The 17,175-nt window shown below is 48.3% G+C and carries 14 protein-coding genes; 13 read left to right on the forward strand and 1 reads right to left on the reverse strand.

The features are described 5' to 3' along the window. The first annotated feature begins 161 nt into the window (after positions 1-161). The 6 genes from QD47_RS16900 to QD47_RS16925 all read left to right on the forward strand — a co-directional run bounded on the left by QD47_RS16900 (position 162) and on the right by QD47_RS16925 (position 7,164). Positions 162-800: a 50S ribosomal protein L25 gene (locus QD47_RS16900; protein ID WP_044647223.1), complete on the forward strand. Its 639-nt coding sequence runs from the start codon at positions 162-164 to the stop codon at positions 798-800. 375 nt (positions 801-1,175) lie between these two features. Next, a complete protein-coding gene (locus QD47_RS16905) occupies positions 1,176-2,162 on the forward strand; it encodes a S66 family peptidase (RefSeq protein WP_044647224.1) in 987 nt (328 codons plus the stop codon). A gap of 51 nt (positions 2,163-2,213) precedes the next feature. After that, entirely contained in the window at positions 2,214-3,875 is a 1,662-nt protein-coding gene (locus tag QD47_RS16910) for a LytS/YhcK type 5TM receptor domain-containing protein (protein WP_082067206.1), read from the forward strand. Continuing rightward, a complete protein-coding gene (locus QD47_RS16915; RefSeq protein ID WP_044647226.1) occupies positions 3,872-4,636 on the forward strand; it encodes a LytR/AlgR family response regulator transcription factor in 765 nt (254 codons plus the stop codon). The genes QD47_RS16910 and QD47_RS16915 overlap by 4 nt, the downstream gene beginning before the upstream one ends. Positions 4,637-4,826: 190 nt before the next feature. Beyond that, positions 4,827-6,074: an L-lactate MFS transporter gene (locus QD47_RS16920; protein ID WP_044647227.1), complete on the forward strand. Its 1,248-nt coding sequence runs from the start codon at positions 4,827-4,829 to the stop codon at positions 6,072-6,074. Between the two features lie 178 nt (positions 6,075-6,252). Beyond that, positions 6,253-7,164, forward strand: coding sequence for a serine/threonine protein kinase (locus QD47_RS16925; RefSeq protein WP_044647228.1), 912 nt, complete (start codon positions 6,253-6,255; stop codon positions 7,162-7,164). Positions 7,165-7,205: 41 nt separating this feature from the next. Here the strand turns inward: QD47_RS16925 and QD47_RS16930 are convergent, their stop codons facing one another. After that, positions 7,206-9,296 (reverse strand): VWA domain-containing protein, encoded by a 2,091-nt coding sequence (locus tag QD47_RS16930; RefSeq protein ID WP_235332288.1) that lies wholly within the window; start codon positions 9,294-9,296, stop codon positions 7,206-7,208. A gap of 632 nt (positions 9,297-9,928) precedes the next feature. On the opposite strand from QD47_RS16930, the gene QD47_RS16935 reads away from it, so the two are divergent. The 7 genes from QD47_RS16935 to QD47_RS16965 all read left to right on the forward strand — a co-directional run bounded on the left by QD47_RS16935 (position 9,929) and on the right by QD47_RS16965 (position 17,149). Further along, positions 9,929-12,097 carry a hypothetical protein gene (locus tag QD47_RS16935; RefSeq protein WP_044647264.1) on the forward strand — a complete coding sequence of 723 codons (2,169 nt, stop codon included), beginning with the start codon at positions 9,929-9,931 and terminating at the stop codon, positions 12,095-12,097. A 119-nt stretch (positions 12,098-12,216) separates the two neighbouring features. Next, positions 12,217-12,642 (forward strand): hypothetical protein, encoded by a 426-nt coding sequence (locus QD47_RS16940; protein WP_013311475.1) that lies wholly within the window; start codon positions 12,217-12,219, stop codon positions 12,640-12,642. 130 nt (positions 12,643-12,772) lie between these two features. Then, positions 12,773-13,222 (forward strand): J domain-containing protein, encoded by a 450-nt coding sequence (locus QD47_RS16945; RefSeq protein ID WP_044647230.1) that lies wholly within the window; start codon positions 12,773-12,775, stop codon positions 13,220-13,222. Between the two features lie 32 nt (positions 13,223-13,254). After that, entirely contained in the window at positions 13,255-13,803 is a 549-nt protein-coding gene (locus tag QD47_RS16950; RefSeq protein ID WP_044647231.1) for an FHA domain-containing protein, read from the forward strand. Positions 13,804-13,842: 39 nt separating this feature from the next. Continuing rightward, the gene (locus tag QD47_RS16955) at positions 13,843-14,370 is read left to right on the forward strand and encodes an FHA domain-containing protein (RefSeq protein ID WP_044647232.1); all 528 of its coding nucleotides are present in this window, start codon (positions 13,843-13,845) and stop codon (positions 14,368-14,370) included. Between the two features lie 33 nt (positions 14,371-14,403). Continuing rightward, entirely contained in the window at positions 14,404-15,234 is an 831-nt protein-coding gene (locus QD47_RS16960; RefSeq protein WP_044647233.1) for a PP2C family protein-serine/threonine phosphatase, read from the forward strand. A 22-nt stretch (positions 15,235-15,256) separates the two neighbouring features. Further along, positions 15,257-17,149, forward strand: coding sequence for a PP2C family protein-serine/threonine phosphatase (locus QD47_RS16965; protein WP_044647234.1), 1,893 nt, complete (start codon positions 15,257-15,259; stop codon positions 17,147-17,149). Positions 17,150-17,175 lie beyond the last annotated feature (26 nt).

Below are 17,175 nucleotides of genomic sequence, written 5' to 3' on the forward strand. Positions count from 1 at the left end.
ATGCAAACGTGTGTCATTTTCAGAAAAAAGGGGTAATATAGAATTATGGACTTGTTTGATTTTGCCAGCTTGCTGGCTTATACCTTGTAGTGCGACTGGTGAACAGGCAAGATTCTTGAGGAATAATCATTTGTAAGGTAACCTGAAGGAGGTTGTATATCATGAGTTCTAATGGAGGAAGTATTCAACTGACCGCCCAGCCGAGAACAGAGAAGAAGGGTTCGGCACTTCGTGGATTGAGGTTAAAAGGACGGATTCCAGCTGTGGTTTACGGCTCTGAGCTTGAAGGAACCCCTGTACATGTCGATGCCAAAGAATTTAATAAAGTAGTCAGAACCGGACGTTCCGAGGTGTTCAACCTCACAGTAGAGGGTGGAGAAGCCATTCCGGTCATCATTAAGGATTATCAGCAGCGTGACAACCAGTGGTTGCATGCCGATTTTTTGAAAATTTCCAAAAACAAGCCGCTTCGCGTGCGTGTTTCTATTGATTATCAGGGTACACCTGTAGGTACAAAAACGGGCGGTATTCTGCAAATTCAGGAAACCGAAGTCGAAGTTGAGGGTCTTCCTGCTGACCTGCCATCTACCATTGAGGTGGATGTATCCGCACTGGATGTCGGTGACAAGCTGAGCGCGAGCGACCTGAAACTTCCTAAAGGAGTAACGTTGCACGTTCCTGAGGAAGAGTTGCTTGCTTCCATTATCGTTCCGCGTGCGGTTGAGGTGGAAAATGCTGCTATAGCAGGCGATGCAGCTGCAACAGAAGGTACTGTGGCTTCCGAAAACAAGGAATCCTGATGCTGGAGGTCATCGAATAGATGAGTGCCTTCCTGCTGGAGACGGCTATTTAAAGATAAATCTAAAATCGCTCCCTGATCAGGGGGGCGATTTTTTGCGTTTAAATATGTCCCGGCACTATCTAATCCCTCGATGTGTGTGTCTAATGGAGTAGGTTTTGTCGTTGCAGCAGTTATGACGATTTTGAATATTAAAAGCTTCATCATCAGGCTAATGAGCCGGGGAATATCGCTATCAAGCGGTAATCCCCGGTTTTTTACTGCTGTATGAAGGAGAGGGGAAATGGAGAGCGTATTTCTAAAAGCTATAATTTGATGGAAGTTGATGGTATAATTTGTGGCAGTTTAAATGCTTCGTATATAGGGGGGAATGACCATGATCATAGGAAAGCAAGCGCCCAAACTAAAGGCTGGAGACGAGATACGCATTCTTTCGCCGTCCAGAAGTTTGTCTATCGTTTCCGAGAAAAATCGCCTGATCGCCCAGCAAAAGCTGGAGCAACTCGGGTTTGCGGTGAGCTTTTCGCAACATGTGCTGGAAAGCGATGATTTTACATCTTCTTCAATAGAGTCCAGAGTAGCAGATTTGCACGAAGCTTTTGCCGATCCAAAGGTGAAGGGCATTTTGACTGCCATTGGCGGGTATAATGCTAATCAGCTCCTTGCCCACCTTGACTATGAACTGATTGGTTCTCATCCTAAACGGTTATGCGGTTTTTCGGATATCACTGCTTTAAGTCATGCCATATATGCGAAAACAGGGCTTATCACGTATGCAGGTCCCCATTTTTTGACATTTGGCATGCAGCAAGGGAATGAATACACGACAGCATATTTTCAAAGGATGATGTTGGAAGAGGGTAGTATTAAAATCCAGTCTTCGCCAGAGTGGAGTGACGATACATGGTATTTGGATCAGGATCAACGAATCTTTCACCGCAATGTCGGGCCTTATGCGATTCTCGAAGGAGAAGCACACGGTACGATTGTGGGTGGAAACCTGTGTACCCTGAATTTGTTGCAGGGAACGCCATATATGCCGAGTCTGGAGGGAACGATTCTATTCGTTGAGGATGATTATGAAAGCTCTCCTGCTACGTTTGATCGAGATTTGCAATCATTGCTGCACCAGCCGGGGTTCGATCAGGTGAGAGGAATCATCATCGGACGTTTTCAGCAGGCTTCTCATATGACGGAAAAGTTGCTGCGGCAAATCATTAGCTCGAAAAAGGAACTGGCTTCTATTCCGGTGATCGCAGATGCGGATTTCGGACACACCACACCGCAATTTACATATCCGATTGGCGGGAAGGCGAGTATTCGTGCCCGAAATGACATGATTGATCTTGAAATATGTGAATAGTGAGAGTGGTACAAGGCTTGATGAATGGGTTTATATTTGGGAGGAACGCATGTGAACGGCTTTTTGGAAACGCTGATGCAGCTATTTGAACGCGCAGCGTTGTTGCTAATTTGTCTATTTTTTATTACCCGCATTCCCCGTTTTAAGGAAACCTTGCAAAAGAACAGCCATTCCCCGGCAGAGCTGACGCTATTAACGATGATTTTTTGCATGTTTGCGCTGTTTGGCACGTATACCGGGATCGAAGTGGAAGGATCGCTCGTCAATGTCCGGATTATTGCGATTATGGCGGGAGGCATCTTATTTGGACCGTGGGTCGGGATTATTACGGGCATTGTATCGGGTATTCACCGTTATCTGATTGATATCGGGGGAGTGACCTCGATTCCGTGTCTGATTACGAGTATTCTGGCAGGTGTGGTATCGGGATATATCGGGCGCCGGGTCGACCGCTCCAAGAGGTGGCTGGTCGGTATTGCCGCCGGGATGATCTGCGAAACATTGACGATGCTGCTCATTCTGGTGATGGCACAACCGTATGAGCTTGGTTTGGACATCGTTTCAAAGATCGGTCTGCCCATGATTATCGGGCAAGTCAGCGTCGGTCTGATCGTTCTGCTGATTCAGAGTGTCGAGGGGGAAAAGGAAAATATCGCGGCCAGACAGGCCAAGCTGGCTCTAGATATTGCCAACAAGACGTTGCCTTATTTTCGCTCCATTAATGCTGAGTCGTTGCATACGATTTGCTCGATCATTAAGGAGGATATCAAGGCGGACGCGGTGGCGATTACGGATACTAGAGATGTACTGGCCTACGTTGGTTTTGGCGAGGAGCGTTATCATATCGGCGACGAGATCATTAGCGATGTGACCAAATCGACGATCCGCAGCGGTAAAATCACGATTCGCAACCATATTGCCGACGATAAAACACCCCAAATCCAGTCTCTGCTCATTATCCCACTGGAGGAACGGGGAGAGGTGACCGGAACCCTGAAAATTTACTACCGCAAAGCTTATAAAATCACGTATCCGTTGCAAACAATGGCGATTGGCTTGTCCCAAATTATTTCCACATTAATGGAAGTATCGCGGGTGGAACAAATTAAGGAAGCGGCGAATAAAGCCGAGTTGAAGGCGCTCCAGACTAAAATCAATCCGCATTTTCTGTTCAACGCGCTGAACGCCATTGCCTCTACGACGCGCACCAAGCCGGATAAGGCACGAGAGCTGATCATTAATTTGTCGGGATATCTGCGTTATAATTTGGAGCTGAATGATGATTTGATCGAAATTCATAAGGAGCTTCAGCAGGTGTCTGATTACGTGGAAATTGAAAAAGCCCGCTTCGGCAACCGGCTTCAGGTGGTGTATGTGATGGACGAGGTATCCGTGCGCATTCCAAGCCTTATCATTCAGCCGCTGGTTGAGAATGCGATTAATCATGGGATCCTCAAGAAAAAGGGACCGGGTACAGTGACCATTTCTGTAAAGGATCGAGGAGAAAAGGTGCGGATTTCTGTGGCAGATACAGGAGTAGGCATACGGGATGATGTCGTGGATAACCTGTATCATGATCGGGTTCCAGCCAAACAAATTGGCTTGTATAATGTGCATAGACGACTCAAGCTCATGTATGGAGAAGGGGTTATTATTCTCAAGCATGAGCAAGGCACCGAAGTTTATTTTGACATACCAAAGGAGCAGTCATGAAGGCCATCATTGTAGAAGATGAAATTCCGGCGCGTGAAGAGCTGGAGTATCTTATTCAGACCCACAGCCATATTGAAGTGACGGACAGCTTTGAGGACGGGCTGGACGTGTTCCGTTTTTTGCAGGACCATGAGACGGACGCTATTTTTCTCGATATTAACATTCCTTCTCTGGACGGGATGCTGCTGGCGCAGAACATTAGCAAATTTGCCAAAAAGCCTTATATTATTTTTACGACCGCCTATAAAGAGCATGCCGCGCAGGCTTTCGAACTGGAGGCATTTGATTACATCCTCAAGCCGTATGATGAAAAACGGATCGCCGCCATGCTGCGCAAGCTGGAAAATGCATACGAGCAGCGGAACGTTCAGGTACAGGAGAATGCCCAGCCTGCGCAGCCCCGACCTGCTGAAACCAGCATCGTTAGCGCCCCGGGCCGTATCAATCTGCTGAAAAACGACAAAATCATTGTAACGGATGCCAACGATATTTATTATGCGTGCGCACAGGAAAAGGTCACCCTTGTCTTTACAAGACATGAGGAATACACGATGCCGATGAGCATTTCGGAATTTCATGCCCGACTGCCGCAGCAGGACTTTTTCCGCTGTCACCGATCCTACACGGTTAATCTGTCGCAGATCCGTGAAATTGTACCTTGGTTCAATCATACGTACCTCCTGCGCTTGCGCGGTCTGGACGCGGAAATTCCGGTAAGCCGCAGCAAGGCCAAGGAATTTCGGCAAATTATGCGGCTATAAAGGCATTTCATTCCGCTATAGGTGCATTTCATTCCTCAAACGATTTCTGGCTAACATGCAGCGTTATAATGATCCATGTAGAGAGAATCCTTACAGACTTGCTTCTCCCGAGGCGCAAAGCGTACTGGATTCCCGGTCATCATGATAACGAATTGAAGCTATAGAGCCGGAATGAAAAGAGGAGATTCATATGAAAACAAACAGCGGAAACCGTTGGCTGGTCGTGCTTGGAACGATCATCGTCCAAATGGGATTAGGAACGATTTACACATGGAGTTTATTCAATCAACCGCTGGTGGACCGCTTTGGCTGGAATCTCAGCTCGGTTGCCATTACATTTTCAATTACCAGCTTTGCGCTGGCGTTTGCTACATTGTTCGCAGGTAAGCTACAGGATAAATGGGGATTACGTCGTCTGATTTTGTGCGCGGGCGTTGTGTTGGGCGCAGGACTTATGCTCAGCTCACAGGTAACTTCCCTGTCCCTGTTGTACATTTTGGCGGGTATTGTTGTAGGATTTGCGGATGGTACGGCTTATATTACATCACTGTCGAATCTGATCAAATGGTTCCCCGAGAGAAAAGGACTCATTTCCGGTATCTCGGTTGGGGCATACGGAACAGGCAGTCTTATATTTAAGTATATCAATGGTTCGTTAATTCAGTCCGTTGGCGTATCGCAGGCGTTTCTGTATTGGGGAATGATCGTGCTGATCATGATTGTGGGCGGTTCCTTCCTGGTACGGGAAGCAGCAGTCGTGAACAAGCCTTCGGTACAAAATGGAGTTGTGCAGCGTGATTACACTGTAAAAGAAATGCTGCGCACCAAGCAGGCTTATCTGTTATTCGTCATGTTCTTTACGGCTTGTATGAGTGGCTTGTATCTGATTGGAGTTGTAAAGGATATCGGCGTACGGATGGCGGGGCTGGATGTAGCTACAGCCGCCAATGCGGTTGCTATGGTCGCTATTTTCAACACGGCGGGTCGGATCATATTAGGTGCGCTGTCGGATAAAGTCGGCCGTCTGAAAGTAGTAGCAGGTGCGCTGCTAACAACAGCGTTCGCAGTTACAGTGCTGAGTCTGGTACCGCTGAATTACAGTTTGTTCTTTGCCTGTGTAGCAGGGATTGCCTTTTGCTTCGGCGGTAATATCACGGTCTTTCCTGCCATCATGGCGGATTTCTTCGGTCTGAAAAATCAAAGCAAAAACTACGGTATCGTGTATCAGGGCTTTGGCCTTGGTGCGCTGGCGGGATCCTTTATCGCAGCCTTGCTCGGCGGATTCATCCCTACCTTTACCACGATTGCTGTGCTGTGTGTCGTATCGTTCCTGATTGCACTCACCATCCGTACCCCGGATCAAGGCAATTTGCGCAGCCAACGGAAGAAAAATACCAACAGCATGCGCAGCATGAAGCCTGAAACGAAACTGGGTTAAAAGGGATTAGGAACAAAGTACCAGATGAATGCCAAAAGACCTGTCATCATTTCTCTGAGGGAGATTATGGCAGGTTATTTGTTTTTCCATTATTCGATTATACGGTATAATGAAAAGATATGTAATAAGCCGATATATACAAAAGACATAAGCTAAGAACCTGACAGGAGGACGAGTCATGATCGTGGATACAAGCGGGAGCCTGCTTGCCCGCAATACGAAGCTGCGAAATACATATCAAATTCGAAGCGCCTTGTCCCGCAGTGAGCTGGCCATCGTGTATACGGCAAGGCTGTTGGATAATCGAGAAAAGGTCATTGTTAAGGAGTTTTTTCCGAATGCGCTCGCTTTACGGGGATCGGATCGAAAAACGGTGACTTGCAGTGCATCTATGCAATTCAAATATGTGGAGTTTATGCATTATTTCTTGCGTGAAGGGCAGATGCTCAAGGAATTAAGCCATCCGGGTATTGTCGGTTATATAGATCACTTTGAAGAAAATGGAACCGCTTATCTGGTCATGGAATACTGTGCCGGCAAGACGCTGGACCTGGTGTTGAAGGAAGAGGATGCTCCAACGTCCGATCCTGCTTTTTTATATCATTCACTGCTGCCTTTAATTGATGCCATGGAGTATATTCACGACAAAGGCATTATTCATCGGGATATAAAGCCAGGCAACATTATGATCGGGGAGAATGGCAACATCAAGCTGCTTGATTTTGGATCGGCTGTGCATTTTGAAGGCAAAGAGCATCCGATCTTCACCACAGCGGGCTACTCTCCGCTGGAGTTCTACTCTAACCGCTCGCAGCAAGGACCCGTGTCGGATATCTACAGTCTGGCCGCCACGCTGTATTATTGCCGAAAAGGATCACCTCCACCGGATGTGCCGGGCAGATTGTTTGCAGATCAGGCTGACCGGATTCAGATCGAAAATGCAGGTCTTTCCCTGCTGCCGTATGTGATTCGGCGTGGTCTGGAGGTACAGGCTAACAAGCGTTGCCGCTCGCTCAGATGGTTTAAAGCCGCACTGCGTGCGGAATATTGGATAAAAAAAGGGAAGCGCCCAACTCTTACGGTTCGTTAATCGTAAGAGACGGCGCTTCCCTTTTTTGTTTCCGACGGACGTTATCCTGTCGGCGCTTGAATATGATCGGTGTACACGGAGGTATTGGGCTTGATCGCCTTGTACCGCAGCTCGATTTCAGTTACACCGTCCTCGAACGTAATGTAGAGCTTGTCGCTGTACTCCAGCACAGCCTTTTTATTGCGGCCAATTCTAACTTTCCCGTGCTGCAAGGCGCAGCGTGTATCATGTTTGACCACCAGAGTCCCTTTTTTACCCGCGGAAAAGACAATCCGCTCCGCTTCCGGCAGCGGTTCGTGAACGTCAAGCGTACGGAACAACTCCTGCAAGCTGACTTTCCGTCCTGGAAAGGAGGTAAGCGGCCAGGATTTTACCGGAATCTCCTGTCCACTTGCTGTCGCGAGGAAATATCCTTCGATTCTTCCCGCAAACTGTGGTTTTGGCCGCAAGAACCAGTACAGAAGTGCCGCTACTACGACACTAACAGCTACCGTCCATTTGATGGCTGTATACCGGGACTGTACGGAAACGGTCAGCGTAGCGCTACTGGATGCTCCTTCCGAATCGGTAGCGGTAATTTTCAGCTCGGAGTCGCCCGTGTGAAGCCCGGATAACAGCAGATCTGTGTCGTTAATCTCAGCATTCGCCGCATCCCCGGAGGCTCCTGAATCCAACTTATAGGTGAGCTTGTCATGATTCGGATCAGCAAAAAATTCGCTTAAACTCCGGCGGGCATTCCCGTCTTCCTTCACCAGACGAATCGTCAGGTCCTTTAAAGCCTGCGGTGCTGCATTCGCCGCATGGACGGTATGGACTGCTCCCTTGCGATACCATTGCGGGCTGTCCAAAGACAACTGCCACGTATAATCTCCCGTTAGAGGGAACGCGTATTCGGCCTGAAAGAATCCCAACTTGTAGGTCATAGGTACCTTTTTGCTTGTACCACCCTTTACGGGTGTAACCATGATATTGGCTTGAAGCGATTTGTATACGGCTTCGTCTGTAAGCCTTTGACCATCTGGCAGCAACAACTGAGCTTTGAACGGTATGGCTTGTCCTTTAAGTAGCTGCACGGGTTTGTTTCCATTGGTTTGTGTTTCCTTATTTCCTGTCATGGTGGCCTCGGCTTCCAGTCGATAGCTGCCAAGCAAATTGATTTTGACCAAATCTCCGCGTATGCCCCTCAGTTTCAGCTTGACTTTGCCTGCCTGTGGATGCTCAATTTTTAAAATCGCATATCGACTCGATTTGTACCTGCGGACATTTTCTGAATTGGAGTAGAGCTGTGTTTCCTGAAGAGGATGCTCCGATAAAAGCACCAGATTGGCTTCTTCCATACTGGAGTCCGGTATATCCACGGTTAATTCCTGCATTTCGCCGGTGGTCGTAATCGCCGCGACTGGAACGAGCTTGGAACGAATCTGGCTGGCAAAAATACGGTTCAAAATTTCCGGCAGATCCTCGGCGCTGCTCGTTATAAAAGAAGCTCCCCCCGTTTGCGAAGCGATTCGCTCCAGTTCCTGACGGTTCACCGTGCCGTCATGATTCAGACCAATCGTATACACAGGGTATCCTTTGGTCTGTGCAGATTTAATGACGGAGGACACGTCATTACTTGAGTCCCCTTTGGATCGGTAACCGGAAGAGGCTCCAAAATCAGTCTCTCCATCGGATAACAGGATCATAAAAGGCTGACGTCCTTTGGAAGTCCCTGCGGCAAGCAGTTCCGAGCCTTTACGCAATCCAAGTCCCAAATCTGTATAACCGGAACGGTTCAGCGTTCTGATTTCCTGCTGAATTTGTGATTTTTGCGCTGCTACCGCAATAGAAGTCAGCGACTTCGAGGCGACTACATGATGGTTGTAAGCGACGAATCCGACGCGTGTACGGTCTGCATCACTCAAATCCATAAACATATTGATAACTTCGGCCGCAATGCCCTCGGGATCGGTATCCCTCATGGAATAGCTGGTATCCAATACAAAAACGGCATCATAACCCTCGACCGGAACAGTTCCCAAAGATGCGGCATTGGCCTGATTTACAGTCCAAATGACCCCGTTTGAGCCAATTTGAAAAAATAGTACAAAAGTCATAAAAGCAATGATTCCCAATTTCCTCATTCTGAACATAAGCCCCTCCATCGACGAGGCCAATGCGGGCGCGCCCACTCTCCTAATCCTTGGTATATAAGGGATAAAGGATAAAAACAGACTGTTAACCCTCACATTAGCCATGAATTTGATACTTTTACGCTTAACAGAAATATCCAATGGATTTCTATCGGCAATTGAGTTCCATTTGTGAATAATTCCCTGAATAAACAGGTCTAACATATCATGAAAATTACGTATTTACGCATAAAATGAGTCGAATTGCCCTGTTTCAATCTGGGGCTACAGAAATTGACAAAACTAACGGGTACTTTGTATGATAGCTCTCGTATCAACGGCAAAAAATGGGATAGCAGTAGGATCACGGAATAACAGAATCGCAATTTTCCTTGTTACCTGAACGATATATCTCCGTTTGTTAATTTTGCCATTAAAAGTTAAACGAACGCTTCGGACTGATTTTCGAGGTTACATGCCTGTACTGCGTATAGCAGTATGAGCCGAATCCTTTGGCCAATTTGAATGTTATGTAGGGGGGAGGAGGCAAAAGAACTAAGCGTGGAAACCCGATTGCTCTAAATTGGACATACGGTGTCCGCGTATGGGGCTTTCGACGTATATCCATACTTTAAATTCGTTTGCCGACAGCGATGGAAATCATTTATCAAACAAACCGGACAATGCTTTTTGAAGAAATCAACCCGGAAAAGCTGGACCTGATCACAATTGTAGGTGATGTGAAGGGCATTGACAGCTTGAGTGATGAGAAAATCAAGGAAATTAACCAGCACCTTCTGGTGCGCAGCTTCGACGAATTTTTGGATAAATTTTCGCCGACTGTGTATTCGTTTTTTAACGCGGCTAATCAAAAAGTGGTCTATACCCTCAAAAAGCCGGAAGGGATTGATGAGGACAGCATTTCTGAAATTCGTGTGAACCAAAGTAATGATTTTCTGAAAATGTTGTTTACGCTCATTGACACCAAGCGTAGTCAAGGAATCACAAACGTAGATTTCAAGTTTGAAAATCTGCTGGACATGATTTCTCCGAAAAAGGTTATGGACGATATTCGCCAAGTCCGCAAAGAAATTCACTATATGTATGGTGAATATGACAAGCTGGATGATGGCGATCCGAAGAAACTCGACATGGGCGACAAGCTGAATGGCATGTTCGAGGAAGCAAGCCAGAACTATAACAACGTTATGGCGATGCTGCCATTGGCGATTGAGGATATCAAAACCCGCCTTTTGCTCGGTGGTGCCCAGGAGGAAAACTCCGGTGAGCTGATCCAGGTGGGTATGCTTTCTATTGGGGAAAGCGGCGAGCTGAAAATTATTGAAGCACCGAAGAGTGACAGCACCGAGCTGATGCTGCTGGACGAGAACAGCACGGGCGATTTGTCACAGGTGTTCGAGGAAGATTACAACTCGATTACCGATACGCCTTCCGACTATGTGAAGGATTTGGTGGTTCGCACATTTGTGCCGCTGCCGGCTGTTCAGACCAAGGTTGATACAGCAGTTGAAGTTCAGAACTACAACACGTATCTGGAGTTCTATAAAAATGCCAAGGATGATTTCGTAAAGGCGGTTAAGCCGCTTGTGGAAAAAATCCTCGGTGTAAAAATGTTCTTCGATCAATATGCAACGAAGAGCAAGGGTATGCTGCCGACCATGCTGGTGGCCAATAACAAGCTGGACATGCTGGTGAAAAGCAGCAATATCCCGCGTCTGGAAACATACCTGAACACCGTGAATGCCAAAAATGAATTCAGCGACACGATCTGGTTCGGTATCGTTCCATCTGTCGAGCTGGAAGCAGCCGGTAAGGTGAAGGTTTCACGTGAACGCTTTAAGGGCAACGAGAAGGTCGTTAAGCAGGGCGGAAATTCTATGGAATCGCTCTCGATGCTGCTGCAAGTTGTGAAGGATTACAAAATTCAAATGTTCTTTAATTTTGAATCCGGTGAAGAAACGACTTTCAACAGTATGGCGACTGCAGGTATCGACAAATATGTCGACAAATGCGCCAGTCTCGTTCGCAGAGACTACAGCGAATTTGCGATTCCTTGCGTACCGAACTTCACGATTATTCCGAAGGACAAATCGGGTGTCATTATCGACAGCAAAATGCTACAGACCGAAAGCGGTGTGCAGCTCTCCAAGGAGAAAGAGGATATTCTCAAGCTGTGGATCGAAGGCGTTTATGTGGGTGCAGCCTACGTTGCCGCTGGTTTGGTCGCTTCTTATCAGTGTCCTGAATACCTGCGTGAGACGTTCAAAACGGTCAACAAAAACTTCCCTGGCGTACGCTTTGACATTGAAGCGGGAGACAACAGTCTGCGCACGGTGACGACGATGGCCAAGGAAATCACCGGGTTCACCAACACGATCAAGGATGCCATCAACCGTAAAAACTTCGGCTTTGTATTCTCGTCCGAGAATGCTCAGATTCAGGATAAGGATATCCGCCGGATTACCGTCTACAAGGCGAGAAGCATGGCGATGTCTGAGGACGGCTTTGACTCCATCTACAAGACGCTGGTCAGCACGTACATTGAACGTATTTTGCGCTACCAGACAGGAGACTTCAAGCACGAAAATATCGTCCGCTTCTTCAGTAACAATCCGAGCAGCCAAAAGAGTAAGTGGCTGGGCAGCAGAGGATCTGTGAACTCGATCATTCAGGACGGAGACGATATGAGCTTCATTATTGATGAGAAAAGCAATATGTGCCATATCGATCTGGTCTTCAACGGCAATGTGAAGAACCTGGAAGTCATGATTACTAAAGGAACCAGCTCGGTCAAATCATGATCCGAGCGCTACGAAAGATGTTAGAGGCGATTCTATCCAGAACCGCTTTTATACATAAATTGCGGAGAAGCCCTGCTTCTCCCGCCATCATATTACCTAATTTCAAGGAGGCAACACACATGGGATTCAGACTGAAAGTTGAAGGACAAGAAACAATCGAGCTGGGCTTGGATAACATCCAAACGGTTATTTATGACACCGATACACCGGACGACTCCAATGCACGTTCCACTGACGTAGGCTCCACGCTGCGCATCAGCGGTAAAATTATCACAGCCGTAGACGGCGACAGCGCGGATGACACGCTGAAACTGGCTTTGTGGTCCCTGGTTCCTGCTGAAAAAGCAGACAGCTACCGTAAAGTAACACTGGAAGTTATCGCAGCTGACCAAGTTGTGCGTAAAATCCACTTCCCGAACGCATTCGTTGTAGATTACAACGAGCATTTCGGTGACACAGAAGGTGTAGGTGCATTTACACTCTACATCAAACAAAAGAAAGACAAAACCGAGCTGGCTACCATCGACGGCGGATATCCGGTTTAAGCTTGACGTCCTGACGTTAAGCGCAGCTTGAACACACACTCACTCCACGTGCAAGCGTAGGGTGGATCAATATTAAGAGGCCCCCGGGTCTCTTAATATTTGTTTTTTTCGGAGAGGGGAACATCACACAATGACCAACTATTATGAGCTGCTCGGTGTCAGCCGGGATGCTTCGGAAACAGAGATTAAGCAGGCTTACCGCAAACTGGCCAAAAAGTATCATCCGGATACCAACCAGGGAAGCGAGGAGGCAACGCGCAAGTTCAAGCTGATTCACGAGGCTTACAATACCTTGCGTGACGAAGCATTGCGGCAGGCATACGATGCCGAGCTCATCCGAAAAACAGAGGGAGCTGGCGGACCGCAGCAAGAGAGAGGAAGAGGGTCAGCGTCTTCCAGCGGTGCGCGCACGGCAGCCAAAGGGTTTAATCCGGCTGATATAGGAACTGATTTTGAGCAATTTTTCGGTTTTCATCCGAAAACGAAGGAAGGCTCACCGGGGAAAAAAACGAAAAAATCCGGTGATCCGACGGATACCTCGGCGATGTTTAATCAGTTTTTCGGTATTCGTAAAAAGTGATGATTTCAGGATAGAAACGGGGGAAGCAAGCAGTGAAAACGGCGCAGAACAGATGGGTTTTCATCATAGATGTTGCCATGTTCGGGCTGATGCTGGCGATCGCCTTTTATATGTTTAGTCGTACAGGCTATAGCGGTTTGAAAACCGTGGTCGTGATAGGTATCGGAATCGGCGTGCTTGTATACATATTGCGTAATCTGGTGTCAGTTGAACGTGTGGTGAAGCCAAAGACACAGCGCAATCGGATTGCCAAGCTGATACTGATGGATGAAGAGGGTGAGTCCATTAAAGAATGGTATATCGAAGGCGAAACTTCGCTCCTGATCGGCAAAACAACGGGTCGCTCCGAGGCGGATATTGATTTGGCAGGCACAGATTATGCATCTCTTGTAAGCGTGGAGCATGCGGTGCTCAACCGGGTGAACAGCGACTGGTTTGTGGAGGATGTGGATTCCGGTAACGGTACCGGGCTGCGACCTGCAAATGAAAGTGTAACCAAGAAGCTGGAAAGCGGTGAGCCATACCGGATTTACACAGGTGATTTATTATATATCGCCAATACGAGACTGCTCGTGAAATAGCTGAAAAGACAATCATGACAATGGGGGAAGGAACCGATTATGAGTTTGACAAGATGCCCGAACGGACACATGTTCAGTACACGAAAGCACGGAAATACGTGTCCTTATTGTAATACGGTGGTAAATGTAGCCGCACCCAAAAGTGTTGAACCAACGGCAAAAACTAACGGTGCGGGAGACGATGACAGAACGATGCCGTATTTGGGCGAAACCACGGGGATTCACCCGGTAACCGGATGGCTGGTATGCATCGAAGGTGCGCAGGTGGGTCAGGACTACCGCATTATGGCTGAGAAAAACTTTATTGGACGCGCCGAGGAAATGCATGTCCGTATTATTGGTGATAACACGATTTCCCGCAGAAATCATGCGGTCATTGTGTATGATCCGAAGAAGCGTAATTTCTACTTGCTGCCGGGGGATTCGTCAGGTTTGGCGTACCACAATAACGAGGCGGTATATTCACCAGCGGAGCTGGCTGCTTATGACGTGATTCAGCTGGGACATAGCAAATTTATCTTTATCCCGCTGTGCGGCGCCCATTTTGAGTGGGATAACGAAAACTAGGACGGAAGTGGCATGGTGCAGGGAGGTAACGAAATGCAGCCTTATTTTGTTGTATGCGGAGCTGCGGTGCTATTCGCTGTTCTTCTCATGATCCGCATGCGGCTGACGCGAAGTCCCGGCAGCCGTACCGTGAGTGGAATTGAGATCGGAAATGGTCAAACGATCGGGAGCCGAAGCGAGCAGGACGATTATTTTGCAAGTATGACAACACCTGTCGGTACGCTGGCGGTTGTCGCAGACGGCATCAGCGGGCTGGCTAATGGACGCATGTCCAGTACATTGGCGGTGACGACCTTTACGAAGGCGTTCGCCAAGCTGGAGGATGCGTCGAACCTGAACGGATATTTTGCAGAAACGGCAACTCAGAGCAATCGCGGTATTTTGCAAAATTTGAATGGGCAGGGTGGAGGAACGACGCTGGCATCGGTTATCATTTGCGGCTATCAGTTGTATTACGGAGCGGTGGGCGATAGCCTGATTACGATTTACCGTAACGGTCATTTTCAGAGCGTCAATTCCAAGCATACGGCGGAAACCTTGCTGGAGGAACGGGTGCTGGCTGGGCAAATGACCTCGGAAGAGGCCAAAACGAGTCCGGTTCGCAATCAATTGGTCAATTATTTGGGCTATGAGGGCTTTGAGAGCATGGAGCTTGGTGCGGCGCCGATTCGCCTGTACGCAGGCGATCATGTTCTGTTGTGCAGCGATGGAATTCAGGAGGCACTGACGGAGATTGAGCTGGAAGAGATCATGCGCAAGGGTGGAACACCGCAGGAAATGGCGGAAGCGATGATCGATACGATTAATGATAAAGGCTTTAAAAGTCAGGATAACGCGACAGTGGTTATGTTGGCGATAGGATGAAACCAGAAAGACGGGGGTAGCGATGCGCAAGGACAACAGCGATTTTAGTACCGCCTTTGTGTCGGAAGCGGGCTCTTACATAGACAACCGGGACTATTTTGCATTCATGGAGACGGACGACATGGCCTGTTATGTCCTCGCAGACGGTCTGGATTCAGATCAAGAGCTGCGCAGCGCAGAAATGGTTGTCAAAACGGTGCTGGAAAACTTCATGGAGAAGCCTTCCATGTCCAAGCGTCGCCTGATGAGAGACCTGCGTGAAGCGCAGGAATGGCTGCAATTCGAAAGCCGCCGTGTGCGGCTCAAGGCCAGTCTGCTGATGGTGGTGACCAACTACAACAAAATGGTATACGTTTCGTGCGGTAATGTGCGGCTGTATCATTTTCGCAATGGACGGCTTAATTTTCGCAGTAAGGATCATAGCCTGGCTCAGTCATTGGCGGATGACGGACGTATTCCCGACGAAGCGACCAGCACGCACGAGGAACGGGGCAATCTGCTGGAATACCTGGGAAATCCGAATGGAGTTCATGCCCATGTTGCCAAAAAGACGCAGCTTGCAGATGGAGATGTAATGCTGCTTGCCACATCCGGGATGTGGGAAGATGTTGAGCTGGCGGAAATGCTCGGTGCGCTGGAGGAAGCAAAGGACCCGGTCATGCTGACGGATACGCTGGAAGAGGTTCTGCTGAGCAAGCAGCGCCGGGCGGTGAACAATTATACGGCTGCCGCCATCTATGTGAACAAAATTTTTCAGGAAAAACCTAAAAACCGTCGCAAGCTGATCAAACGGATTTTGATAGCGTTGCTCGCCTTTGTGATCGTAGGTGGAGGAGCGTGGATTACCCTGGCCCGTATGGCTGCGAACAAGGCTGCTGCGCTGGAAACGATGGTCGAATCGGCTCAGGCCGCGGATGATTACGCCAGGGCAGGAGATTATGCGAAGGCGCTCAAGTCCTACAGTGAAGCGAAAAACGCGGCAGTTAAAATTAACGATAAGATTCACAAGCGACTGTATACGGCAGAGCAGAAAGTATCTCAACTCATGGTTGACGGGGACGGATATGTGGAAAAAGCAGACTTTACCAAAGCCGAAGCCAGCTACGATAAAGCGCGGAAAAGTGCCGGTCTGTACCCGCCGTTTAATGTGAAGGATATTGAGAAAAAAATCGACCAGCTGGACAGCTATGCCGAAACGGCTAGCTGGATGAAGGATGGGGATCTGAAATTTCAGGGCGGCGATTACACGAGTGCGCTCAAGCTGTATACGAAGGCGAATAAAGCTGCGATGGAATCCGGCTATACATCTGCGCAAAAAGAGCTGGAGAAAAAGATTACCGAGACCAATGATAAAATGACGGCCATCCAGCAGCAGCTCAAGGAAATTCAGGCTGGCAAGCTACAGGCCAGAGGGGATCGGCTGACGAAGGATCTCGATTATGAAGGAGCCATTGACGCTTATAGCGGAGCACAGGAGATTTATCAGGAAATCGGTAAGCTTGAAAGCGTACTGGCATTGGAGCGGAGTATTGCGAAGGCAGAGGAGAAACAGAGCGCGGATCAGCAGAAAAATGGTCAGCTTGCTGCTGGAGCGGGACTATCTGACGGAGCGCTGAACGATACAGGCACCGGGGACGTAGCGGACGAAGCTGCTACTGCTGTGCCCCCTGCTACAGCATCGCAAACCAAGGCTGCGGCAGCTACGGGTAATGCTGCAACAATGAAATCAGCGGATACAGCAGCCGCGAAGAAGGAAGCTTCTTCAACTGCCAAGAGCGGCAGTACGAGTGATGGGAATGCCTCTTCGACGAAGGCACCCGCCAGCAAGGAGCAAGGAACTGCTGATTCCGCTTCCAAAGAAGCGGGTGCGTCTGATTCAGGCAGTCAGAATCAGGCGGCTGCGAACGGAAGTTAAGGTTTTCATGTTCAATGAATGCTGGA

This window comes from Paenibacillus terrae (assembly GCF_000943545.1).
Taxonomy (GTDB): domain Bacteria; phylum Bacillota; class Bacilli; order Paenibacillales; family Paenibacillaceae; genus Paenibacillus; species Paenibacillus terrae_A.

Excerpts from the sequence above, each read along its gene's own strand:
- QD47_RS16900 (WP_044647223.1), top strand. The coding sequence starts at position 162 with ATGAGTTCTAATGGAGGAAGTATTCAACTGACCGCCCAGCCGAGAACA.
- QD47_RS16905 (WP_044647224.1), top strand. The coding sequence starts at position 1,176 with ATGATCATAGGAAAGCAAGCGCCCAAACTAAAGGCTGGAGACGAGATA.
- QD47_RS16915 (WP_044647226.1), top strand. The coding sequence starts at position 3,872 with ATGAAGGCCATCATTGTAGAAGATGAAATTCCGGCGCGTGAAGAGCTG.
- QD47_RS16920 (WP_044647227.1), top strand. The coding sequence starts at position 4,827 with ATGAAAACAAACAGCGGAAACCGTTGGCTGGTCGTGCTTGGAACGATC.
- QD47_RS16925 (WP_044647228.1), top strand. The coding sequence starts at position 6,253 with ATGATCGTGGATACAAGCGGGAGCCTGCTTGCCCGCAATACGAAGCTG.
- QD47_RS16930 (WP_235332288.1), bottom strand. The coding sequence starts at position 9,296 with ATGTTCAGAATGAGGAAATTGGGAATCATTGCTTTTATGACTTTTGTA.
- QD47_RS16935 (WP_044647264.1), top strand. The coding sequence starts at position 9,929 with ATGGAAATCATTTATCAAACAAACCGGACAATGCTTTTTGAAGAAATC.
- QD47_RS16940 (WP_013311475.1), top strand. The coding sequence starts at position 12,217 with ATGGGATTCAGACTGAAAGTTGAAGGACAAGAAACAATCGAGCTGGGC.
- QD47_RS16945 (WP_044647230.1), top strand. The coding sequence starts at position 12,773 with ATGACCAACTATTATGAGCTGCTCGGTGTCAGCCGGGATGCTTCGGAA.
- QD47_RS16955 (WP_044647232.1), top strand. The coding sequence starts at position 13,843 with ATGAGTTTGACAAGATGCCCGAACGGACACATGTTCAGTACACGAAAG.
- QD47_RS16960 (WP_044647233.1), top strand. The coding sequence starts at position 14,404 with ATGCAGCCTTATTTTGTTGTATGCGGAGCTGCGGTGCTATTCGCTGTT.
- QD47_RS16965 (WP_044647234.1), top strand. The coding sequence starts at position 15,257 with ATGCGCAAGGACAACAGCGATTTTAGTACCGCCTTTGTGTCGGAAGCG.